At 69.6% G+C, this 19,151-nt stretch carries 14 protein-coding genes; 9 read left to right on the forward strand and 5 right to left on the reverse strand.

The features are described from left to right. Positions 1 to 13 precede the first annotated feature (13 nt). Positions 14 to 1,003: a Bug family tripartite tricarboxylate transporter substrate binding protein gene (locus tag LGR64_RS07645; protein WP_013801719.1), complete on the reverse strand. Its 990-nt coding sequence runs from the start codon at positions 1,001 to 1,003 to the stop codon at positions 14 to 16. A gap of 132 nt (positions 1,004 to 1,135) precedes the next feature. On the opposite strand from LGR64_RS07645, the gene LGR64_RS07650 reads away from it, so the two are divergent. Further along, positions 1,136 to 2,020 (forward strand): LysR family transcriptional regulator, encoded by an 885-nt coding sequence (locus LGR64_RS07650; protein ID WP_043822811.1) that lies wholly within the window; start codon positions 1,136 to 1,138, stop codon positions 2,018 to 2,020. 37 nt (positions 2,021 to 2,057) lie between these two features. Here LGR64_RS07650 and LGR64_RS07655 read toward each other — a convergent pair whose 3' ends face one another. Next, positions 2,058 to 2,441 (reverse strand): tautomerase family protein, encoded by a 384-nt coding sequence (locus LGR64_RS07655; protein WP_034395446.1) that lies wholly within the window; start codon positions 2,439 to 2,441, stop codon positions 2,058 to 2,060. Positions 2,442 to 2,576: 135 nt separating this feature from the next. Here LGR64_RS07655 and LGR64_RS07660 point away from each other — a divergent pair, with 135 nt between their 5' ends. From LGR64_RS07660 to LGR64_RS07670, 3 genes are all read left to right on the forward strand, one after another. After that, the gene (locus tag LGR64_RS07660; protein ID WP_230355174.1) at positions 2,577 to 3,434 is read left to right on the forward strand and encodes a LysR family transcriptional regulator; all 858 of its coding nucleotides are present in this window, start codon (positions 2,577 to 2,579) and stop codon (positions 3,432 to 3,434) included. Positions 3,435 to 3,845: 411 nt separating this feature from the next. Beyond that, on the forward strand, positions 3,846 to 4,700 hold the full coding sequence (locus LGR64_RS07665; RefSeq protein ID WP_230355175.1) for an RNA ligase family protein: 855 nt from the start codon (positions 3,846 to 3,848) through the stop codon (positions 4,698 to 4,700). Positions 4,701 to 4,735: 35 nt separating this feature from the next. Then, a complete protein-coding gene (locus LGR64_RS07670; RefSeq protein ID WP_230355176.1) occupies positions 4,736 to 5,881 on the forward strand; it encodes an AAA family ATPase in 1,146 nt (381 codons plus the stop codon). A 33-nt stretch (positions 5,882 to 5,914) separates the two neighbouring features. Here the strand turns inward: LGR64_RS07670 and LGR64_RS07675 are convergent, their stop codons facing one another. Further along, positions 5,915 to 6,898: a Bug family tripartite tricarboxylate transporter substrate binding protein gene (locus LGR64_RS07675; protein WP_034395452.1), complete on the reverse strand. Its 984-nt coding sequence runs from the start codon at positions 6,896 to 6,898 to the stop codon at positions 5,915 to 5,917. Positions 6,899 to 6,955: 57 nt separating this feature from the next. Continuing rightward, positions 6,956 to 7,969 carry a Bug family tripartite tricarboxylate transporter substrate binding protein gene (locus LGR64_RS07680; protein WP_230355177.1) on the reverse strand — a complete coding sequence of 338 codons (1,014 nt, stop codon included), beginning with the start codon at positions 7,967 to 7,969 and terminating at the stop codon, positions 6,956 to 6,958. A gap of 97 nt (positions 7,970 to 8,066) precedes the next feature. On the opposite strand from LGR64_RS07680, the gene LGR64_RS07685 reads away from it, so the two are divergent. From LGR64_RS07685 to LGR64_RS07700, 4 genes are read left to right on the forward strand one after another with little or no spacing between them, the layout of a single operon-like run. Then, on the forward strand, positions 8,067 to 10,682 hold the full coding sequence (locus LGR64_RS07685) for an aconitate hydratase AcnA (protein WP_230355178.1): 2,616 nt from the start codon (positions 8,067 to 8,069) through the stop codon (positions 10,680 to 10,682). A gap of 25 nt (positions 10,683 to 10,707) precedes the next feature. Then, a complete protein-coding gene (locus LGR64_RS07690; protein ID WP_230355179.1) occupies positions 10,708 to 11,673 on the forward strand; it encodes a GntR family transcriptional regulator in 966 nt (321 codons plus the stop codon). Positions 11,674 to 11,692: 19 nt separating this feature from the next. Then, positions 11,693 to 12,436: an ABC transporter substrate-binding protein gene (locus LGR64_RS07695; protein ID WP_012206352.1), complete on the forward strand. Its 744-nt coding sequence runs from the start codon at positions 11,693 to 11,695 to the stop codon at positions 12,434 to 12,436. Continuing rightward, positions 12,433 to 13,542: a lactonase family protein gene (locus LGR64_RS07700; protein ID WP_141831274.1), complete on the forward strand. Its 1,110-nt coding sequence runs from the start codon at positions 12,433 to 12,435 to the stop codon at positions 13,540 to 13,542. The genes LGR64_RS07695 and LGR64_RS07700 overlap by 4 nt, the downstream gene beginning before the upstream one ends. Before the next feature lie 27 nt (positions 13,543 to 13,569). Here the strand turns inward: LGR64_RS07700 and LGR64_RS07705 are convergent, their stop codons facing one another. Further along, the gene (locus LGR64_RS07705; RefSeq protein WP_185750915.1) at positions 13,570 to 14,736 is read right to left on the reverse strand and encodes a metallophosphoesterase; all 1,167 of its coding nucleotides are present in this window, start codon (positions 14,734 to 14,736) and stop codon (positions 13,570 to 13,572) included. A 214-nt stretch (positions 14,737 to 14,950) separates the two neighbouring features. Between LGR64_RS07705 and hrpA the strand changes: the two genes are divergently transcribed. Then, the gene (hrpA, locus tag LGR64_RS07710) at positions 14,951 to 19,033 is read left to right on the forward strand and encodes an ATP-dependent RNA helicase HrpA (RefSeq protein WP_230355180.1); all 4,083 of its coding nucleotides are present in this window, start codon (positions 14,951 to 14,953) and stop codon (positions 19,031 to 19,033) included. Positions 19,034 to 19,151 lie beyond the last annotated feature (118 nt).

Genomic DNA, 19,151 nt, shown 5'->3' on the forward strand with positions numbered 1-19,151 from the left:
GAAAGAACCTGCCTCAGTCGGCGGTGATGCCCATGGTCTTCACGTCACGGCTCCAGCGCGTCAGCTCGCGGTCGATCTGCTGCTTGAAGGACTTGGGGTCGCTGGTCTCGGGGTCCAGGCCCTGGGCCTCGAACTGGGCCTGCACTTCGGGGCGCTCCATGATCTTGCGCACTTCCTGGGCCAGCCGCTCGACGATGGCCGGGTCCGTGCCGCCCGTGGTGAACAGGCCGTACCAGGATGTGAAGGCGTAGCCGGGCAGGCCGGCCTCGGCGACGGTGGGCACGTTGGGCAGGTTCTTGACGCGCTGCTTCGTAGTCACGGCCAGGATGCGGGTCTGGCCGGTCTTGGCCGAGGTGATGGCGGGCGGAATGCCCGAGAAAATGGCCTGCACCTGGCCGCCCGACACATCGGTGATGGCCGGGCCGTTGCCGCGGTAGGGCACGTGCACCAGGTTCACGCCGGCCTGCTGCGCAAACAGCGCGCCGGCCAGGTGCAGCGTGGAGCCGTTACCCGACGATGCGTAGTTGATGCTGCCCGGCGCCTTGCGCGCGGCCTCGATCATTTCCTGCACCGTCTTGTAGGGCAGGGCGGCGTTCACCAGCAGCGCGTTGCCGGACTCGGCCACCAGGGTGATGGGCTCCAGATCCTTGCGCGGGTCGAACGACAGCTTCTTGGCCAGCACGGGCGCCACGGTGTTGCTGCCGATGGAGCCCAGCAGCAGCGTGTAGCCGTTCTTGGGCGCCTTGGCCACCACTTCGCTGGCGATCAGGCCGCCCGCGCCGCCGCGGTTCTCCACCACCACGCTCTGGCCCAGGCGCTGCTGCAGCTCCTTGGCCAGGATGCGGGCCACGATGTCGTTGGCGCCGCCGGCGGCAAAGCCCACCATGATCTTCAGCGGCTGCGAGGGCCAGGCATCGGCGGCGGGCGCGGCCCAGCCGGGCGTGGCGCAGGTCAACAGGGCGGCGCAGCAGACGAGCAGGCGGCGGGACACGGGTGCAGGCATGGAGATCTCCAGAAATCCGGGAAGTGGGAGGGTGCGATCAGGACGATCGGCTATCGGTTGCCAGCGATTTTGATGATAGAAACTGTTTGGTGAAAGCTGGAATTTCTTACGAATCTTGAAAGCAAAACTTTTATGCCAAGCCTGCGCATTCTTCGCACTTTTCTGGCCGTGGCGGCGGAGGGCTCCTTCACCGCCGCCGGACAGCGCGTGGCGCTGACCCAGGTGGCCGTGGGGCTGCAGATGCGCACGCTGGAAAACGACCTCAAGCGCAAGCTCTTCGCGCGCCAGGGCAAGCTGGTCACGCTCAACGAGCAGGGCCGGGCGCTGGTGCCCATTGCCACCCAGCTGGTGGCGCTGTACGAGCAGGCCAAGCACGGCACGCGGGCCGACGCACCGCTGGCCGGCACCGTGCAGTTCGGCTCCATCGTCTCGGCGCTGAGCCAGCTGGTGCGCGCCACGCTGGAGCTCAAGCGCCACCATCCGGCGGTGGACCTGCATGTGGTCTCGGGCAAGTCCAACCGGCTGATCGCCCAGGTGGAGAACCATGAGCTGGACGCGGCCGTGGTGGTCTACAACCCGGCCATCAAGCGCCCCTCGCTGGTCTGGACACCGCTGTACGCCGAGCCCATGGTGCTGCTGGCGCCGCGCGCCGCCCGGCCCGCGGCGCCCGCCGACATGGTGGAGCGCTATCCCTTCATCCGCTTCGACCGCACCGAGCACACGGGCGAGCTGGTGGAGCGCACGCTGCGCCGCCTGCGCGCCAAGCCCCAGGAGTTCCTGGAGCTCAACTCCATCGAGACCATCGTGGAGCTGGTGCGCGACGGCATGGGCGTGGCCATGCTGCCCAATCTGGCGCGGCATGGCTGGGAGGGCGACCCGCGCCTGCGCGTGCTGCCCATTGCCCAGACTGCCGAGAGCCGGCAGATCGCCCTGGTGCAGCTGCGCACGGCGGCGCGCGCCGAGATCATCACCGCCGTGGGCCAGCAATTCGTGGCGGCGCTGGCGGTGCCGGCCTGAGCGCGGCGCTGGCGGTGTTGCGCCGATTCGGAGGTCTTCAAGTTGCGTATTGCGCGAGCCCGTGGCCCATGGACCAGTTCTCCTTGTCCACCTCGACCAGGTTGACGAACACGTCCTCGGGCCGCAGGCCGGGGCTTTCGACCAGCAGCTCGGCGATGCGGCTAAACAGCGCCTTTTTCTGCTCCAGGCTGCGGGTGTTGCTGACCGTGAGCTGCACCAGCACCAGATCGTCGCTGCGCGCCACGCCCAGGTAGGAGGCGCCGTAGCGGAAGTTGTCGCCGTCATGCTCGGTGATGGTCATGAACTGGTCGTCCTCCGGCACGTTGAAGGTCTCGCGCATGGCGCGGTAGAGGCTGTCGCAGATGGCTTGGCGGTAGGCGGGGGACTTGCCGGCGCGCATGTTGATCCGGGTCATGGGCATGGTGTGGCTCCTTTGCGTTGCGTTGCGTTGCGTTGCGTTGCGTTGCGTTGCGTTGCGTTGTGGGAGCCTCGAAGGTAGGCCGTGCCAGCTATTTTGAGAAGCCATGATTGCTGATATCAGTAATAATGAATTGCAATGATTCAACGCCCCCTCGACCTGGATGCCGTGCAGAGCTTCGTGCACATCGCGGACCTGGGCCGCTTCACGCGCGCGGCCGAAGCCATGCAGACCACGCAGGCTGCCGTCAGCCTCAAGCTCAAGCGGCTGGAGCAGAGGCTGGGCTGCAGGCTGGTCGAGCGCACGCCGCGCCATGTGCAGCTGTCGGCGCTGGGTGCCGACTTCCTGCCCCATGCGCGCGAACTGCTGCAGGCCCATGAGCGCGCACTGGCGCTGGCCGTCAGCACGCGTCAGCGGCTGACCATCGGCATCAGCGACCACGTGGCCGGGCCTGAGCTGCCGGCACTGATCGCCCGCATGAATGCGCAGGACCCGCAGCTGCTGATCGACATCCGCATCGCATCGTCCGGCCCGCTGCTGCAGGGGTTTGACCGGCGCGAGTACGACACGGTGATCGTGCGCACGCATGCCGGGCGTGACGACGGCGAGCTGCTGGCCGAGGAGCCCTTCGGCTGGTTTGCCGCGCCCGGCTGGCAGCACCGCGCGGGCGAGCCCCTGCCGCTGGCCACGCTGGCCGAACCCTGCGGCGTGCGCGCCATGGCCGGGCAACTGCTGGATACGGCGCGCATGCCGTGGACCGAGGTGTTCGTGGGCGGCGGCGTGGCCGCTGTCTCGGCCGCCGTCATGGCGGGGCTGGGCGTGGCCGCGCTGGCGCCGCGCATGCTGGCCCTGGGCGCCGTGGACGTGGGCCCGCGCCTGGGCCTGCCCACGCTGCCGCGCCTGCCCGTGCTGCTGCACACCCGCGTGCGCGAAGGCCGGCCGCGCGCGGCGCTGGATGCGCTGGGCGCCGCCTTCAAGTCCGCCGTGCGTGGCTAGCAGCCAACAATCGGCCCGGCATGGCGCGCAGCCGCTTGTGCCTGCGGGCCAACGGGCGATAGACTCGCACCCCTCCCATTCACCCTCACCCTTTCGAGGTGCACCATGCCCCGCCGCACAGCTTCCTGCTGAACGACTTCGTCACACGCTGATCCTGGCCTTGCCCCGGATGTCTTTTGCGTGTGCGCTGCGGTGCGTGGCCTTTTGAGGGCTTGCGGCTGACCGTCCGGTTTGCGGACGGTGCCGACAGTCCTGCCATCTTCCCCTTCGACAGCCTGCCGGCCCGGCCACCACGGGCCAGGCCGCGCTGTCGCTGCATCCCCTGCATTGCGGCGCCTGGCGTCGTCGTCGGCTTTTCCCGCTCCACGGCATGTCGCCGTGGGGTGCTGCATCGTTTTCGGAAAGCACGACATGACCCCATCCATTGCCCAAGGCGCTCACTTTCTTTCGAGCGTCGAGATCCTCAAATACCCCCGCACGCCGCACCTGCGCGGCTCGCGCCTGCAGTCCGGTGACCAGGACGACGCCGTGCCCTATGAGCGGCTGGCCGGCCAGCACATCGTCGTCGAGGAAAAACTCGACGGCGCCAACGCCGCGCTGAGCTTTGCCGGCGACGGCCAACTGCTGCTGCAGTCGCGCGGCCACTACCTGGACAGCGAGCGGCCCGGCGGGCGCGAACGCCAGTTCAACCTCTTCAAGCAATGGGCCCAGGCCCATGAGGGCGCGCTGCTGTCCCTGCTGGACGACCGCTACCAGGTGTTCGGCGAGTGGATGTACGCCAAGCACTCGCTGTTCTACGACGCGCTGCCGCACTGGTTCTGCGAGTTCGACATCTGGGACCGCTCGGCGCAGTGCTTCCTGGACACGCCGCGCCGCCATGCCCTGCTGGCCGGCGTGCCCGTGGTCTCGGTGCCCGTGCTCTACAGCGGGGTGGCGCCCCGGCGCATGCAGGACCTGCTGGCGCTGCTGGCCCCCTCGCTGGGCCGCAGCGCGCGCTGGCGCCAGGCCTTCGAGCAGGTGGTGGCCCGCCAGAAGCTGGACCTGCCGCTGTGCTGGCGGCAGACCGACGGCTCCGAGCTGGCCGAGGGCCTGTACCTCAAGGTGGAGGAGGGCGGCCAGACCGTGGCGCGCTACAAGTTCGTGCGGCCGGACTTCGTGCAGGTCATCCTCGACTCGGGCTCGCACCACAGCGAGCGGCCCATCGTCCCCAACGGGCTGCGCGAAGGCGCAGACATCTTTGCGGCCGATATTTCAAAAAACTGGTGAGGCCTGCAGCGCAGGCCCATCGCAAGGAGATTTCCATGACGAACTGGAAACAGATCCAGTCCCTGGTGCCGCAGCCCGGCGCCGACCCCGACTTCGCGGCCTGCCTGGCCGCCTTCCCCCAGCTGGAGCAGGCCAAAACCACGCCGCAGGACCCCGTCTACCACGCCGAAGGCGATGTCTGGACACACACGCAGATGGTGGTGCGCGAACTGCTGGCCGACCCCGGCCATGCGGCACTCACCGCCACCGAGCGCGAGACGGTCTTCCTGGCCGCGCTGCTGCACGACGTGGCCAAGTGCTCGACCACCGTGGTGGGCGAGGACGGCCGCATCGGCCAGCCCGGCCATTCGCGCCGGGGTGCGCTGGATGCGCGGCTCATGCTCTGGGAGGCCGGCGCGCCCGTGGACCAGCGCGAGGCCATCTGCCGGCTGATCGCCGTGCACCAGGTGCCGTTCTTCGCCTTTGCCGACTCGCGCCGCGGCCACTCGCCCGAGTTCATCGTGCGCGAGCTGTCCTGGCAGGTGGACCTGCACTTGCTCACCCTGCTGGCGCGCGCCGACATGCGCGGGCGCATCTGCCCGGACATTGCGTCCGTGCTGGTCAACATCGAGCTGGTGCGCGAGTTCGCGCTGGAGGAGGGCTGCCTGCGCACGCCACGCCGCTTTGCCTCGGCCGAGACGGCGGTGCGCTACTTCCGCGGCGCGCAGCTGCATCCCGACTATGCGCTGCACGAGCAGGAAGGCTCGCGCGCCATCGTCATGTGCGGCCTGCCGGCCAGCGGCAAGAACACCTGGGTGGCCGCCCACCATGGCGACCTGCCCGTGGTCTCCTTCGACGATGCGCGTACGGAGCTGGGCCTGCGCCACGGCCAGAACGAGGGCGCCGCTGCCCACCATGCCGTGGACAAGGCCAAGGCCCTGCTGCGCGCGGGCCAGCCCTTTGTCTGGAATGCCACCCACCTGTCGCGCCAGATGCGCGGCAAGACCGTGGACCTGTGCCTGGCCTACGGCGCCCGCGTGGAACTCGTACACCTCGAAGCCAGCCGCCCAACCCTGCTGGCCCGCAACCGCGCGCGCGACACTACGCTGACCAACGCAGCCCTGCTCAGCCTGCTGCAGCGCTGGGACGTGCCTTTGCCTACCGAGGCGCATGCGCTGTCGTTGCTGGTCAATGAGGGATAGGTCGAGGGTGGAGGGGGAGGCCCCGCCTTTCGCTCAGTCCCTTCGGATTCCGCGCTCCTTCACCAGCCGGCCCCACTTGGCGGCTTCGCTGTCGATGAAGGCGGCGAACTCCTGGCTGCTGCCGCCGCCGAACTCGTTGCCCTGGGAGACGATGCGTTCCCGGACTTCCGGGTGCTCCATGGCCTTGGCGAACGCCTTGTTGAGCCGGGCCACGATCTCGGGCGGCGTGCCTTTGGGCGCCACATAGCCCATCCAGTTGGAGACGGTGACCTGGGGAAAGCCGGACTCGGCGAAGGTGGGCACGTCAGGGAGCATGGCCAGGCGCTGTGCCGAGGTCACACCCAGCGCGCGGATCTTGCGCGCCTGTATGGAGGGCGCGGCCGCACCGGTCTGCTCGAACATCAGGTCCACCTGTCCCGACAGCAGGGCGGTGGCGGCGGGACCACCGCCCTTGAAGGGCACGCCGACCATGTCCAGGCCTGCCGCCGCCTCGAAAAGCTCGGCCGAGAGATGGTGTGCGCCGCCCGGCCCTGCATTGGCGATGTTCAGCTGCCCCGGCCTGTCCTTGGCGGCCGTCACCACATCGGCCACGCTGCGATAGGGCTTGTCGGCGGGCGTGACCAGCACCAGCGGGCTTTTCTCCAGCAGGATGATGGGGACAAAGGTCTTGGGATCGAAGTTGAGCCTGGGATAGATCCAGGGATTGACGGCCAGCGGCCCGAAGCTGCCCATGGCGATGGTGTAGCCGTCGGCTGCGGCGCGGCCCACGAACTCCATTCCGATGTTGCCGCTGGCGCCGGGCTTGTTGTCCACGATCACGGGCTGGCCCAGTATCTGCGCCAGCTGCCTGGCCACGAGCCGGGTCTTGACGTCGGTGTTTCCGCCGGCCGCGAAGGGCACGACGATGGTGACGGCGCGGACCGGGTAGCCGTCGGGGGCGGTCTGGGATCGGGCCGTGGCCGAAGCCAGGACCAGGATGGCGGCGGCCGTGGCGGCCAGCGCGGGATGAAGCTGCATGTCGTCTCCTGTGGTTTTCTGAAGGGAAAGGCAAATGCCGGGAAAGGGCGCGCGCCCTCACTCGGCCACGATGCGGGCCGAGGTCACGATGGCGGCGTACCTGGCGGTCTCGGCGGCGATGAAGTCCCTGAACTGCTGCTGGGACATGGGGGCGGGCTCGCCGCCCAGTTCGCGCAGGCGCGGCAACAGCGCGGGGTCCTTGAGCGCATTGACCACCGCCGCATGCAGCCGCGCCTGGACGGCCGGCGGCGTGGAGGCGGGCGCGAAGAGGCCGAACCAGTTGTCCAGGTCGTAGGAGGCCAGGCCCGTGGACTCGGCAATGGCGGAAATGCCGGGGGCGAAGCTGGCGCGCTGCGCTGAAGTCACCGCCAGCGCCTTGACACGGCCGCTCTTGATGAAGGGCGCGGCCCCCGCGTAGCTGACGAAGGCCAGTTCGACCACGCCCGAGGACACGTCCACCAGCTGGTTGGCCGCGCCCCGGTAGGGCACGTGGTTCAGCCGGATGCCGGCCAGCGACTGCAGCAGCTCGCCATTGAGGTGCTGGGGATTGCCCACGCCGCTGGTGGCGTAGCCGAGCTTGCCGGGGCTGGCCTTGGCCAGGCGCACCAGTTCATCAATGTTGCCGGCCGGCAGGCCGGGCGAGGCCACCAGCACGTTGGGCACGCGCGTGACCAGGGTCAGGGGCGCCAGGTCGCGAGACGGCTGGTAGGGCATGCGGCCCTGGTGCACCAGCGGGGCGATGGCGGTTTCGCCGGCCGAGCCCAGCAGCAGCGTGTGGCCGTCGCCCGCCGCGCGTGCCACGGCCCCTGCGCCCAGCATGCCGCTGGCGCCGGGCCTGTTGTCCACCACCACCGGCTGCTTGAGCGTCACGCGCAGCCGCTCGGCCAGCAGCCGGGCCATGGCGTCGACGCCGCCACCTGCCGTGAAGGGAACCACGAGAGTGATGCTGCGCTGCGGCGCGTCCTGGGCCGCAGCGGGCAGGCTGCCGATGAGGCCGATGAGGCTGATGAGGCCGGCGAGCAGCGCGGTGCCCAGGTTGCGCAGCAAGCTGCGGCGGGAGGAAGTGGACATGTCAAAACTCCTTGGCGGCCTTTTAGCCGGGGTTTCAGGGAAAGCGAGATGAGGCGTTTGATTGCATTTTAGAAATTCAAAATGCAAAATATCAGCTATGGAAAACACCGAGAACCCCTTTTCCCGCGTCCTTGAACTGGACGGAGTCCGCTACCACGCTGCCGATGTGCCGGGCGTGCTGGGCGAGTGCCTGCCGCGCCTGCCCGTGGTGCTCAGGTTGTTGCTGGAGAACGTGCTGCGCCACATGGAGGGGCAGGAAAGGGACGCTGCCGTGGCTGCCCTGCGGGCCTGGCTGGATCACGGCAGCAGCGAGGCCGAGATCGCCTTCCAGCCGGGCCGCGTGCTCATGCACGACACCACCAGCACGCCGGCGCTGGTCGACATCGCGGCCATGCGCGATGCTCTGCACGAAGAGGGCGTGGATCCGGCCGTGCTCAATCCGGTGCTGCCCGTCGATGTGTCGGTGGACCACTCGCTGGCCGTGGAGGCCTATGCAGCGCCGGGCGCCGCCCAGGCCAACCTGGAGCACGAGATACGGCGCAATGCCGAGCGCTACCGCTTCCTGCGCTGGGCCTCCAGGGCCCTGGCCCATGTGACCATCCACCCGCCCGGCACGGGGATCATGCACACCATCAACCTGGAGCAGCTGGCCACCGTAGTGACCACCGAGGAGCGCGGCGGCAGGCTCTGGGCCGTGCCCGACATGATGCTGGGCACGGACAGCCACACACCCATGGTCAACGGCATCGGCGTGCTGGGCTGGGGCGTTGGCGGGCTGGAGGCGCAGACCGTGATGTTCGGCATGCCCACCATGCTGCGCATCCCCGACGTCATCGGCGTGCGGCTGACCGGCGCGCTGCGCCCCGGCGTGCAGGCCAGCGACCTGGCACTGGTCGCCACCCAGCGGCTGCGCGCCCTGGGCGTGGCCGGCGAGTTCGTCGAGTACTTCGGCCCCGGCGTGTCCACGCTGACGGCGGGCCAGCGCAGCGTGGTGGCCAACATGGCGCCCGAGTACGGCGCCACCACGGGCTACTTCGCGGTCGATGGCCAGACGCTTGACTACCTGCGCGCCACGGGCCGCAGCCCACAGCGCGTCGCCCTGGTCGAGGCCTATATGCGTGCCCAGGGCCTGTGGTTCGATCCGCAGGCCCAGCCGCGCTACACACGCCAGATCGAGATCGACCTGGACACCGTGGGCTGGCACATTGCCGGTCCGCGCCGCCCGCAGGACCTGCTGGACTATGGCGACAGCGCCCGCGCGCTGCAGGCCGCGGGCTTTGTTGCGTCCGGCGCGCAGGCCGGGCTGCCGCGCCATGCCGTGGCGCTGGCCGCCATCACCAGCTGCACCAATACCTCGGATCCCGCGCTGCTGGTCGCCGCCGGGCTGGTGGCGCGCAAGGCGCGGGCGCTGGGGCTGAAGGTCCCCGCATGGGTCAAGACCTCGCTGGCACCGGGCTCGCCGGCGGCTGCCTCCTATCTGGCGCGCGCCGGGCTGCTGCAGGACCTGGAGGCCGTGGGCTTCGGCATCGTGGGATACGGCTGTACCACCTGCATCGGCAACCCCGGCCCGCTGACGGAGCCGGTGCGCCAGGCCCAGCGCGCCGGCCAGGCCAAGGCCGTGGCCATTTTGTCGGGCAACCGGAATTTCCCGGGCCGCGTGCATCCGGACATCGAGCTGAGCTTCATCATGTCGCCGTCCCTGGTCATCGCCTTCGGCCTGGCCGGCGACGCGGCCCGCAACCTGCGCCTGGAGCCCGTGCAGCACCTGGCCGATGGCCGGCCCGTGTTCCTGGCCGACCTCATGCCCACTCGCGAGGAAGTCCAGGCGGCGCTGGCGCTGGGCCTGCACCCGCAGGACTTCGGCCGCGACTTCGCGCGGGCCACGCTCAACCCGGCCTGGCATGCGCTGAAGGCGCCCGAGGGGCCGTTGTTTCCCTGGGACGCGCGGTCCACCGCGCTGCGCCGCCCGCCCTTTGCCGCGCTATCCGAGGGCAGCCAGCTGGGCCGCTACCAGGCCCACCCGCTGCTGGTGGTGGGCGACGACATCACCACGGACCATATCTCGCCGGCCAGCGCCATACCGCCCGACAGCCTGGTGGCCGATTTCCTGGTGGAGCGCGGCGACGACCGGGGTGATCTCAACGTCTTCGCGTCGCGGCGCGGCAACTGGGAGGTGATGGTGCGGGCGGCCTTTCACAGCAAGACGCTGAAGAACCTGCTGGCGCCCGGTGCCCCCGTGGCCCATGGCCTGCATGCGCCGTCGGGCGAGATCGCGCCGCTGTGGGACATCGCGCAGCGCTACCGCAAGGCGGGCCAGTCCGTGGTGCTGGTGGCCGGCGAGCGCTACGGCACGGGCTCCTCGCGCGACTGGGCCGCCAAGGGCCAGCGCCTGCTGGGCATACGTGCCGTGCTGGCCCTGAGCTTCGAGCGCATCCACCGCTCCAACCTCATCGGCATGGGCATCGTGCCGCTGCGCTTGCCTGCGGGCATGGGGCCGCAGGAACTGGCGCTGCAGCCGGGCGACCGTATCGAGATCGATGCACCGTCCGACGCCCTGGCGCCGCGCTGCGCCGTGCCCGTGCGCATACTGCGCGGCGATGGCAGCGTGCAGGCGCTGCAGGCCACGGCCGCCGTGGAGACGCAGCTGGAGGCCGGGCTGCTGCGCAGCGGCGGCGTGATTCCTTCCATCCTGCGGCAGGCGGCCGGGCGCTGATGTGGCATGGCATGACAATGGGGGCATGAAGACCTCCACCCAGCTGTGCTCGCAAATCCTGGCACTGGCCCGTTCCGAACAATGGGACAGCGGAACCCACCTGGCTGCCCAGGGCCTGGCCGACCGGCTGCGCGTCTCCCGCCAGCCCGTCAACGAGGCCTTGCAGCAGCTGCAGGAGCATGGCGTGGTGCGGCGCGAGCGCAACCGGGGGTTTTTCCTGGCCCTGCCGCATGACGGGATTCCGACCGAACTGCTGGCCGAGGCGGCGGCCGGCGACCAGGACCTGACCGAAGCCATCTACTTTCGCATCGCCGAGGACCGGCTGCGCGCCAGCCTGCCCGAATCCGTCACCGAGGCCGCGCTGCGCACGCGCTACGGCTTGAGCAAGGCCCAGCTGGCGGCCGTGCTCAACCGCATCTCCCAGGAGGGCTGGATCGAGCGCAAGCCCGGCTACGGCTGGACCTTTGCGGCCATGCTGACCACGCCCGACAGCCTGCTGCAGTCCTACCGCCTGCGTATGGCGCTGGAGCCGGCCGCGCTGCTGGAGCCCGGCTACCGGCTGGACCGCGCCGTGTTGCAACGCTGCCGCGCGGCCGAAATCCACTTGCTGGAAGGCGGCATCGCCACCGACCCGGCCGACCGCATCCACGACCGGGGGGTGAACTTCCACGAGTCCCTGGTCGAGGCCTCGGGCAACGTGTTCTTCATCGACACCATTCGTCGCGTCAACCGCGTGCGGCGCCTGCTGTCCTACCGCTCCATGCAGGACCGGGCGCGCTACCGCGAGCACTGCGAGCAGCATCTGAACATCCTGGAACTGCTGGGGCGCGAGCGCAACGAAGAAGCCTCCCTCGCCATGCGCGAGCACCTGGCGAGCACCTTGCGCAACCTGGCCAGCATCAGCGATCTCCTCGGTCCCGGCGCAGCGTCCCCGGAACCTTCGCGTACCCCTTCGCGTACCTCTTCCACGCCCCGGCGGGCATCCCGTTGACCCTTGAAGCGAGCCATCCATGAACCTTTCCTCCCAGCTGCTGTCCACCCTCGCGCCGCTTGGCCGCATCCGCGCCTCCATCAACACCGGCAATCCCATCCTTGCGCGGCTGCAGGCCGATGGCCAGCCCGCAGGCGTGTCCATCGACCTGGCCCGGCGCCTTGCGCAGCAGCTGGGGCTGGAGCTGGAACTGGTGGTCTTCGATACGGCCGCCAAGTCGGTGGATGCCGTCACGCGCGAGGAGGCCGACTTCGGCTTCTTTGCCGTGGACCCCGTGCGCGGCGCGGGCATCGGCTTTACCGCGCCCTATGTGCTGATCGAGGGCAGCTACCTGGTGCGCCAGGATTCGCCGCTGACCGACAACGCCCAGGTGGACCGGGCCGGGCACACCGTGGTGGTCGGCAAGGGCAGCGCCTATGACCTGTACCTGAGCCGCGAACTCAAGCATGCGCAGATAGAGCGCGCCGTGTCCTCGCCCGCCGTGGTGCAGACCTTTGTGGAATCGACGGCCGACGTGGCCGCCGGCGTCAAGCAGCAACTGGAGGCCGATGCCGCCCGCCTGCCCGGCCTGCGCCTGCTGCCGGGCCGCTTCATGGTGATCCAGCAGGCCATGGGCCTGCCCAAGGGGCGGGGCGATGAAGCCCTGCGCGTGCTGGCGGCCTTTGTGGAGGAGGCCAAGGCTTGCGGCTTTGTGGCCGAGGCGCTGCAGCGCCATGGCATTCAGGGCGCGGCCGTCGCACCGCTGGCGGGCGCATCGGCATGAGCACCTCAGCGTCGCGCCCCCTGTACGCCTACGTGGGTTCGCGCACCACGCGCGAGCGCGACGCACGTGGCGAGGGCATCACCGTCTATCGCGTGGACGAAGCCACGGGCGTCCTGCAGCATCTGCAGACCGTGGACGGGCTTGCCAACCCCTCGTTCCTGGCGCTCGATGCAGCCGCCACCCGGCTCTACACCGTGCATGGCGATGGCCACGAGGTCAGCGTCTTCGCACGCGATGCCGCAACGGGCCGCCTGGCGTTGCTGCAGACCCGGGACTGCGGCGGGCGCAACCCGGTGCACCTGGCCATCGCCCCGGGCGGACGGCAGCTGGTGGTCTCCGACCATCTGGGCGAGCCGGCTGCCAGCGATGGCCACCAGGGGTATGGCGGGCCAGGCGGTACGCTGGCCGTGATGCCGATTGCACCGGACGGGCGCCTGGGCTCCGTGCAGCAGCGGCTTGCGCTACCGGGCCAACCCGGGCCGCATCGCAAGGAGCAGCCGTTTGCCAAGCCGCACTTCAACCCCTTCTCGCCGGACGGGCGCTTCGTGCTGGTGCCTGACAAGGGGCAGGACCGGATCTTCATCTTCGCCTTCGAGCACGGGCGGCTGTCGCCTGCGCCCCAGCCCTGGCTGGACTGCCGCGAAGGCTCGGGCCCGCGGCATATCGCCTTCCATCCTGCGCTGGCCTGCGCCTATGTGGTCAACGAACTGGACAACACCGTGCTCACCTGCCGCTTCGATGCGGCCACGGGGGCGCTGCAGGGCTTGCAGATCCTGTCCACCCTGCCGGAGCACTTTGTGGGCAACAGCCGGGCGGCGGGCATCCAGGTCTTGCGCGACGGCCGGCAGGTGCTGGTGTCCAATCGCGGCGCTGACGGCATTGCGGTCTTCGATGTCGATCCTTTGACGGGGCTGCTGCACGCCAGTGGCGGCTTCGCCTCGGGCGGGCGCACGCCGCGCTTTTTCACGGCCTCGCCCGACGGGCGCCTGCTCTATGTGCTCAACGAGGACAGCGACAGCATCGTCTGCCATGCCCGGGATGACGCCTGGCGCCCGCTGGCCAGCACCCACTGCGCCAGCCCGGTGTGCATGGTGTTCGCGCGGTAGCCGTCCACGCTGCCCTCCGGGGCAGGATCAGGCGCCGCGCAGCACCAGCAGGTCGATGCTGGCCGGCACGCCCAGGCGCACGGCAAAGCCGGCCCACAGGCCCGCGCCGGCGCTGACGAAGAGCTTCATGGCGCCGACCTCGTACTCGCCGCGCACAAAGCCGTCATTGGCGGGCGCCACCAGCCATTGGTCCATGCCCAGAATCAGTCCGCCGTGCGTATGGCCCGACAGCTGCAGGCCCACGCCGTGGGCAGCGTTGTCGCGGGCGGTCTTGGGCTGGTGGGCCAGCAGCAGGTGGTATTGCGCACCGGCCTCTTTGGCCTGGCGGGCCACGGTGTCGATGTCGGGCGGCACGCCTTCGGCCACGGAGGGGTCGGTGTTCTGGCGCGACAGGCGGCCATAGGCCGGATCGCCGATGCCCGACAGCGCCAGGCGCGCGCCTTGCACATCGATCAGCTGCATGCGGTTTTCCAGCAGGTTCAGGCCCAGGCGGCGGAATTCGGCCATCCAGGCGTCGTAGCCGCTGTAGTACTCATGGTTGCCGGGCGCCGCCCAGACGCCGTAGCGTGCCTTGAGCTGCGCCAGCGGCGCGATGTTGGCGCGGCCGCTGTCCACGTCGCCGTCCACCATGTCGCCGGGCAGCACGATGAGGTCGGGCCGCGCCTCCAGCGTGCGGTCCACGACGGTCTGCACATAGCGCGCGTTGTTGATGGGGCTGGCGTGGATGTCGGCCAGCACGGCCACGCGCAGGCCTTCCAGGCCGGTGGGCAGGCCGGGCAGGCGCAGCGTGCGTTCGTGCACCTCGGGCGGGCGCAGTGCATTGGCCACGCCCCAGGCCGACAGCAGGCCCGCCAGGGCCAGTGCGCCGGCCGTGAGCAGCGGCGCGTGCAGGCGCTGCTTCCAGTCCTCGCGCCGGCTCACTGCGGCCAGCGCCCAGAGGCCGTCGCGCAGCACGATGAAGACGGCCAGCATCAGCAGCATGGCCAGCACCCAGCCGCCCGGCACCTGCAGATAGGCCAGCGTGCGGTACTCGACCGTGCCCTCGCGCAGCAGCACCAGCAGCAGGGCGGGCGTGCAGCCCAGGGCCGCCGTGGCGACGGCCGCCATCAGGCGTGCGCGGCGCGGCATCAGGCGGACGGGCCACCACAGCCACAGGGCCAATAGCGGGATGACGAGGGCGGCAAGAGAAACCATGGGGAGCAGATCGAGGAAGGCGGGTGAGGCGGCCAGCGCCGGGCGCGGGCGGCAAGGCGAGCGCCGATTGTGCGCAATGCCTTGCATGCCGCTGGCCTGACTTGGCGAAGGCCCTGGCATGCGGGGGTTTTCACGCGGGCGGCACAGGGCGCGGGTATGGAAATGCGGGGGCGCGTGGCGCCAGCGGCATGGCGCGGGGATAATCCAGCCCCTTATGCCTTTGAAGATCAGCTTCCCTGAATCCCTGCCCGTATCCGCCCGCCGTGAGGAAATCATGGAGGCCATGGACCGGCACCAGGTCATCATCGTGTGCGGCGAGACGGGCTCGGGCAAGACCACGCAGCTGCCCAAGATCGCGCTGGCGCTGGGCCGGGGCAAGGTCAACGCCACGCCCGACGACAAGGGCCAGGTGCGCGGCCACCTGATCGGCCACACGCAGCCGCGCCGCATTGCCGCCAGCTCGGTGGCCAAGCGCATTGCCGAGGAGCTGAACACGCCGCTGGGCGATGTGGTGGGCTACAAGGTGCGTTTCCAGGACCGGCTGTCCAAGGACGCCTCGGTCAAGCTGATGACGGACGGCATCCTGCTGGCCGAGACGCAGACCGATCCGCTGCTCAAGGCCTACGACACGCTGATCATTGACGAGGCCCACGAGCGCAGCCTCAACATCGACTTCCTGCTGGGCTACATCAAGCAGATCCTGCCCCGGCGCCCCGACCTCAAGGTGGTGGTGACATCGGCCACCATCGATGCCGACCGGTTCTCCAGGCATTTCGAAGGCCCCAAGGGGCCTGCGCCGGTGATCATGGTCTCGGGCCGCACCTACCCCGTGGAGATGCGCTGGCGCCCCTTCGAGGAAAAGCGTGACCACGACCTCAACGACGCCATCGCCGAAGGCGTGGACGAGCTGTGGTCCGGCGGCGTCAGCGGCGACATCCTGGTGTTCCTGCCCGGCGAGCGCGAGATCCGCGAGGCGGCCGACCACCTGCGCAAGCACCTGGCACAGCAGCCCGTGCTGCGCCATGCCGAGGTGCTGCCGCTGTTCTCGCGCCTGTCGCAGGCCGAGCAGGACCGCATCTTCGACAGCCACACGGGCCGGCGCATCGTGCTGGCCACCAACGTGGCCGAGACCTCGCTGACCGTGCCCGGCATCCGCTATGTGATCGATGCGGGCACGGCGCGCGTCAAGCGCTATTCCTTCCGCAGCAAGGTCGAGCAGCTGCTGGTCGAGCCCATCAGCCAGGCAGCGGCCAACCAGCGCGCGGGCCGTTGCGGCCGCGTCGCCAACGGCATCTGCATCCGCCTGTACGACGAGGCCGACTTCGGCACGCGCGCGCGCTTCACCGACCCTGAAATCCTGCGCTCCTCGCTGGCCGGCGTCATCCTGCGCATGAAGTCGCTGGGCCTGGGCGACGTGGTGAATTTCCCCTTCCTCGAATCGCCCTCGGGCCGCGCCATTGCCGACGGCTACCAATTGCTGGGCGAGCTGGGCGCCGTGGACGAGCGCGGCGAGCTGCTGCCCATGGGCCGCGAGCTGTCGCGCCTGCCGCTGGACCCGCGCGTGGGCCGCATGATTTTGGAGGCGCGCACGCGCGGCGCCGTGGCCGAGGTGCTGGTCATTGCCTCCGCCCTGTCCGTGCAGGACGTGCGCGACCGGCCGCTGGAGGCCCAGCAGCAGGCCGACCAGCAGCACGCCAAGTTCGACGACGAGAAAAGCGAATTCAGCGGCTACCTGCGCCTGTGGAAATGGCTGCAGGATGCGCGCGGCGGCAAGGTGGTGGCCAAGAGCCGCAAGGAAATGGCCGGCGCCCAGGCACCGGCCGCCAAGCCATCGGCGCGCAATGCCGCCTTCCTGCCCGTGGCCCAGCGCAGCGGCGGGCAGAGCGTGGCCGCCCCGGCGGCCGAGGCGCTGGCGGCTTTCCATCCGCAGGACACCGGTCCCGGCACGGATGACGAGCCCTCGCACAAGCTCAGCAACCGCCAGTGGGAGCAGCTGCTGCGCCAGAACTTCATCAACATCCGCCGCGTGCGCGAATGGCGCGACATCCACTCGCAGCTGCTGACCGTGGTCAACGAGCACAAGTGGAAGATCAACACCGAGCCTGCGGGCTACGACGCCGTGCACCTGTCCATGCTGTCCGGCCTGCTGGGCAACCTGGGCTACAAGGGCGATGAAAGCGACGCCTACCTGGGTGCGCGCGGCATCCGCTTCTACCCGCACCCGGGCGCCCACCTGTCCAAGAAGCCCGGGCGCTGGATCGTGGCGGCCGAGCTGGTGGAAACCTCGCGCCTGTACGGCCGGGGCATCGCCGCCATCGATCCGCAGTGGCTGGAGGAAGTCGGCGCCCACCTGCTCAAGAAGCAGCTGCTCGATCCGCACTGGTCCAAGAACCAGGCCGACGTGGTGGCGCTGGAGCGCGCCACGCTCTACGGCCTGGTGGTCTACAACGGCCGCCGCATGAGCTATGGCCGCATCGATCCGCAGTCCGCCCGCGAGATCTTCATCCGCCAGGCCCTGGTGGAGGGGCAGTGGGATACGCGCTGGCACTTCCTGCCCGCCAACCTCAAGCTGGTGCGCAAGGTCGAGGAGCTGGAGCACAAGAGCCGCCGCCAGGACGTGCTGGTCGATGACGAGCTGATCTACGCCTTCTACGACCAGCAGATCCCCAAGGACGTGTTCAGCGGCGCCACCTTCGACCATTGGTTCCGCGAGGCGGCCAAGGAAAACGCCGACCTGCTGCGCCTGTCGCGCGACGAGCTGATGCGCCACGAGGCGGCCGGCATCACCACCCAGGCCTTTCCCAAGGTGGTCAAGCTCGGCGGCGTGGACTGCACGGCCAGCTACCTGCACAGCCCCGGCGACGCGCGCGACGGCATCACCGTCACCGTGCCGCTGTTCGTGCTCAACCAGGTCAGCGACGAGCGCGTGGAATGGCTGGTGCCCGGCATGCTCAAGGACAAGCTCCAGGCCCTGCTCAAGAGCCTGCCGCAGCGCCCGCGCAGCCGCTTCGTGCCCCTGCCCGAAAGCGCCCAGCGCCTGGCCGAACTCTTCACCACGCCCGAGCGCTGGGGCCAGGGATCGCTGATCGATGCCCTGCTCAAGCAGGTGCGCGACGAGACCTCGCTGGACGTCAAGCGTGCCGACTTCAAGCTGGACATGCTCAGCCCGCACCTGTTCATGAACTTCCGCATCACGGACGAGCATGGACGCCAGCTGGGCCAGGGCCGCAACCTGGGCGCGCTCAAGGCCGAACTGGGCGCCAAGGCGCGCGGCGCCTTCCAGGCGCTGGCCGCGCTGAAGGTGGCTTCGGTCACCGAGGCTCCTGCTGCATCCGCTGCCAACGCCGCCACCGCGCCCGAAACCGGCAGGAAGCCTGCGCCCGCTGCCAAGGCGGAAAAGCCCGACCAGGCCACGCCTGCCAGGAATGCCAAGCCCAGCCAGCCCGCCGACAGCCGCTACAAGGAATGGAGCTTTGGCGAGCTGCCCGAGCTGATGGAGATTGGCCGAGGCGGGCAGACGCTGATCGGCTTTCCAGCGCTGATCGACCATGGCGATGCCGTCGGCATCGAGGTCTTCGACGAACCCGAGGTTGCGGCCGCACGCCACCGCGTGGGCCTGCGCCGCCTGTTCGCGCTGCAGATCCGCGATGCGCTCAAGTACCTGGAAAAGAACATTCCAGACCTGCAGAAGATGGCCGTCGCCTACATGCCGCTGGGCACGCAGGAGGAACTGCGCGAGCAGATCATCGACGTGGCCATAGACCGCGCCTTCCTGCAGGAGCCGCTGCCCACCAACGACGCGCAGTTCAAGCAGCGCGTGCAGGACGGACGCGGCCGACTGACGCTGATCGCCAACGAGGTGGCGCGCATGGCCTCCACCATCCTGGTCGAGTACGCGGCGGCGCAGCGCAAGATCAAGGACACCAAGAACGCGCCTGACGCCACGGCCGACGCCGCCCAGCAACTGCAGCGCCTGGTGCCCAAGAACTTCATCGCGGCCGCGCCCTGGACCCAGCTGCAGCACTATGCGCGCTACCTCAAGGCCATCACCAGCCGGCTGGACAAGTACCGCGCCGACCCTGCGCGCGACGCCAGCCGCCTGACCGAGCTGCGCCCGCTGGAGCAGCGCTACTGGCGCCTGGTGGCCGAGCGCAAGGGCCACATCGATGCGCGCATGCAGGAATACCGCTGGATGCTGGAGGAGCTGCGCGTGAGCTTCTTCGCCCAGGAGCTGCGCACGCCGTACCCAGTCAGCATCAAGCGGCTGGACAAGGTCTGGCAGCAGCTGCAGAACTAGCGCCGTGCCCGCCTGCGGCCCTTTCTTGAGCGGGAGGGCCGCAGGCCATGTTTCAATGCGGCATCGCCACCTTCCCGGCACGCGGCGGGTTGGAGCGATGCAAGGCCGTTTGCGCCAT

It is taken from the genome of Delftia sp. Lp-1, assembly GCF_020523835.1.
GTDB classification, from domain to species: Bacteria; Pseudomonadota; Gammaproteobacteria; order Burkholderiales; family Burkholderiaceae_C; genus Comamonas; species Comamonas acidovorans.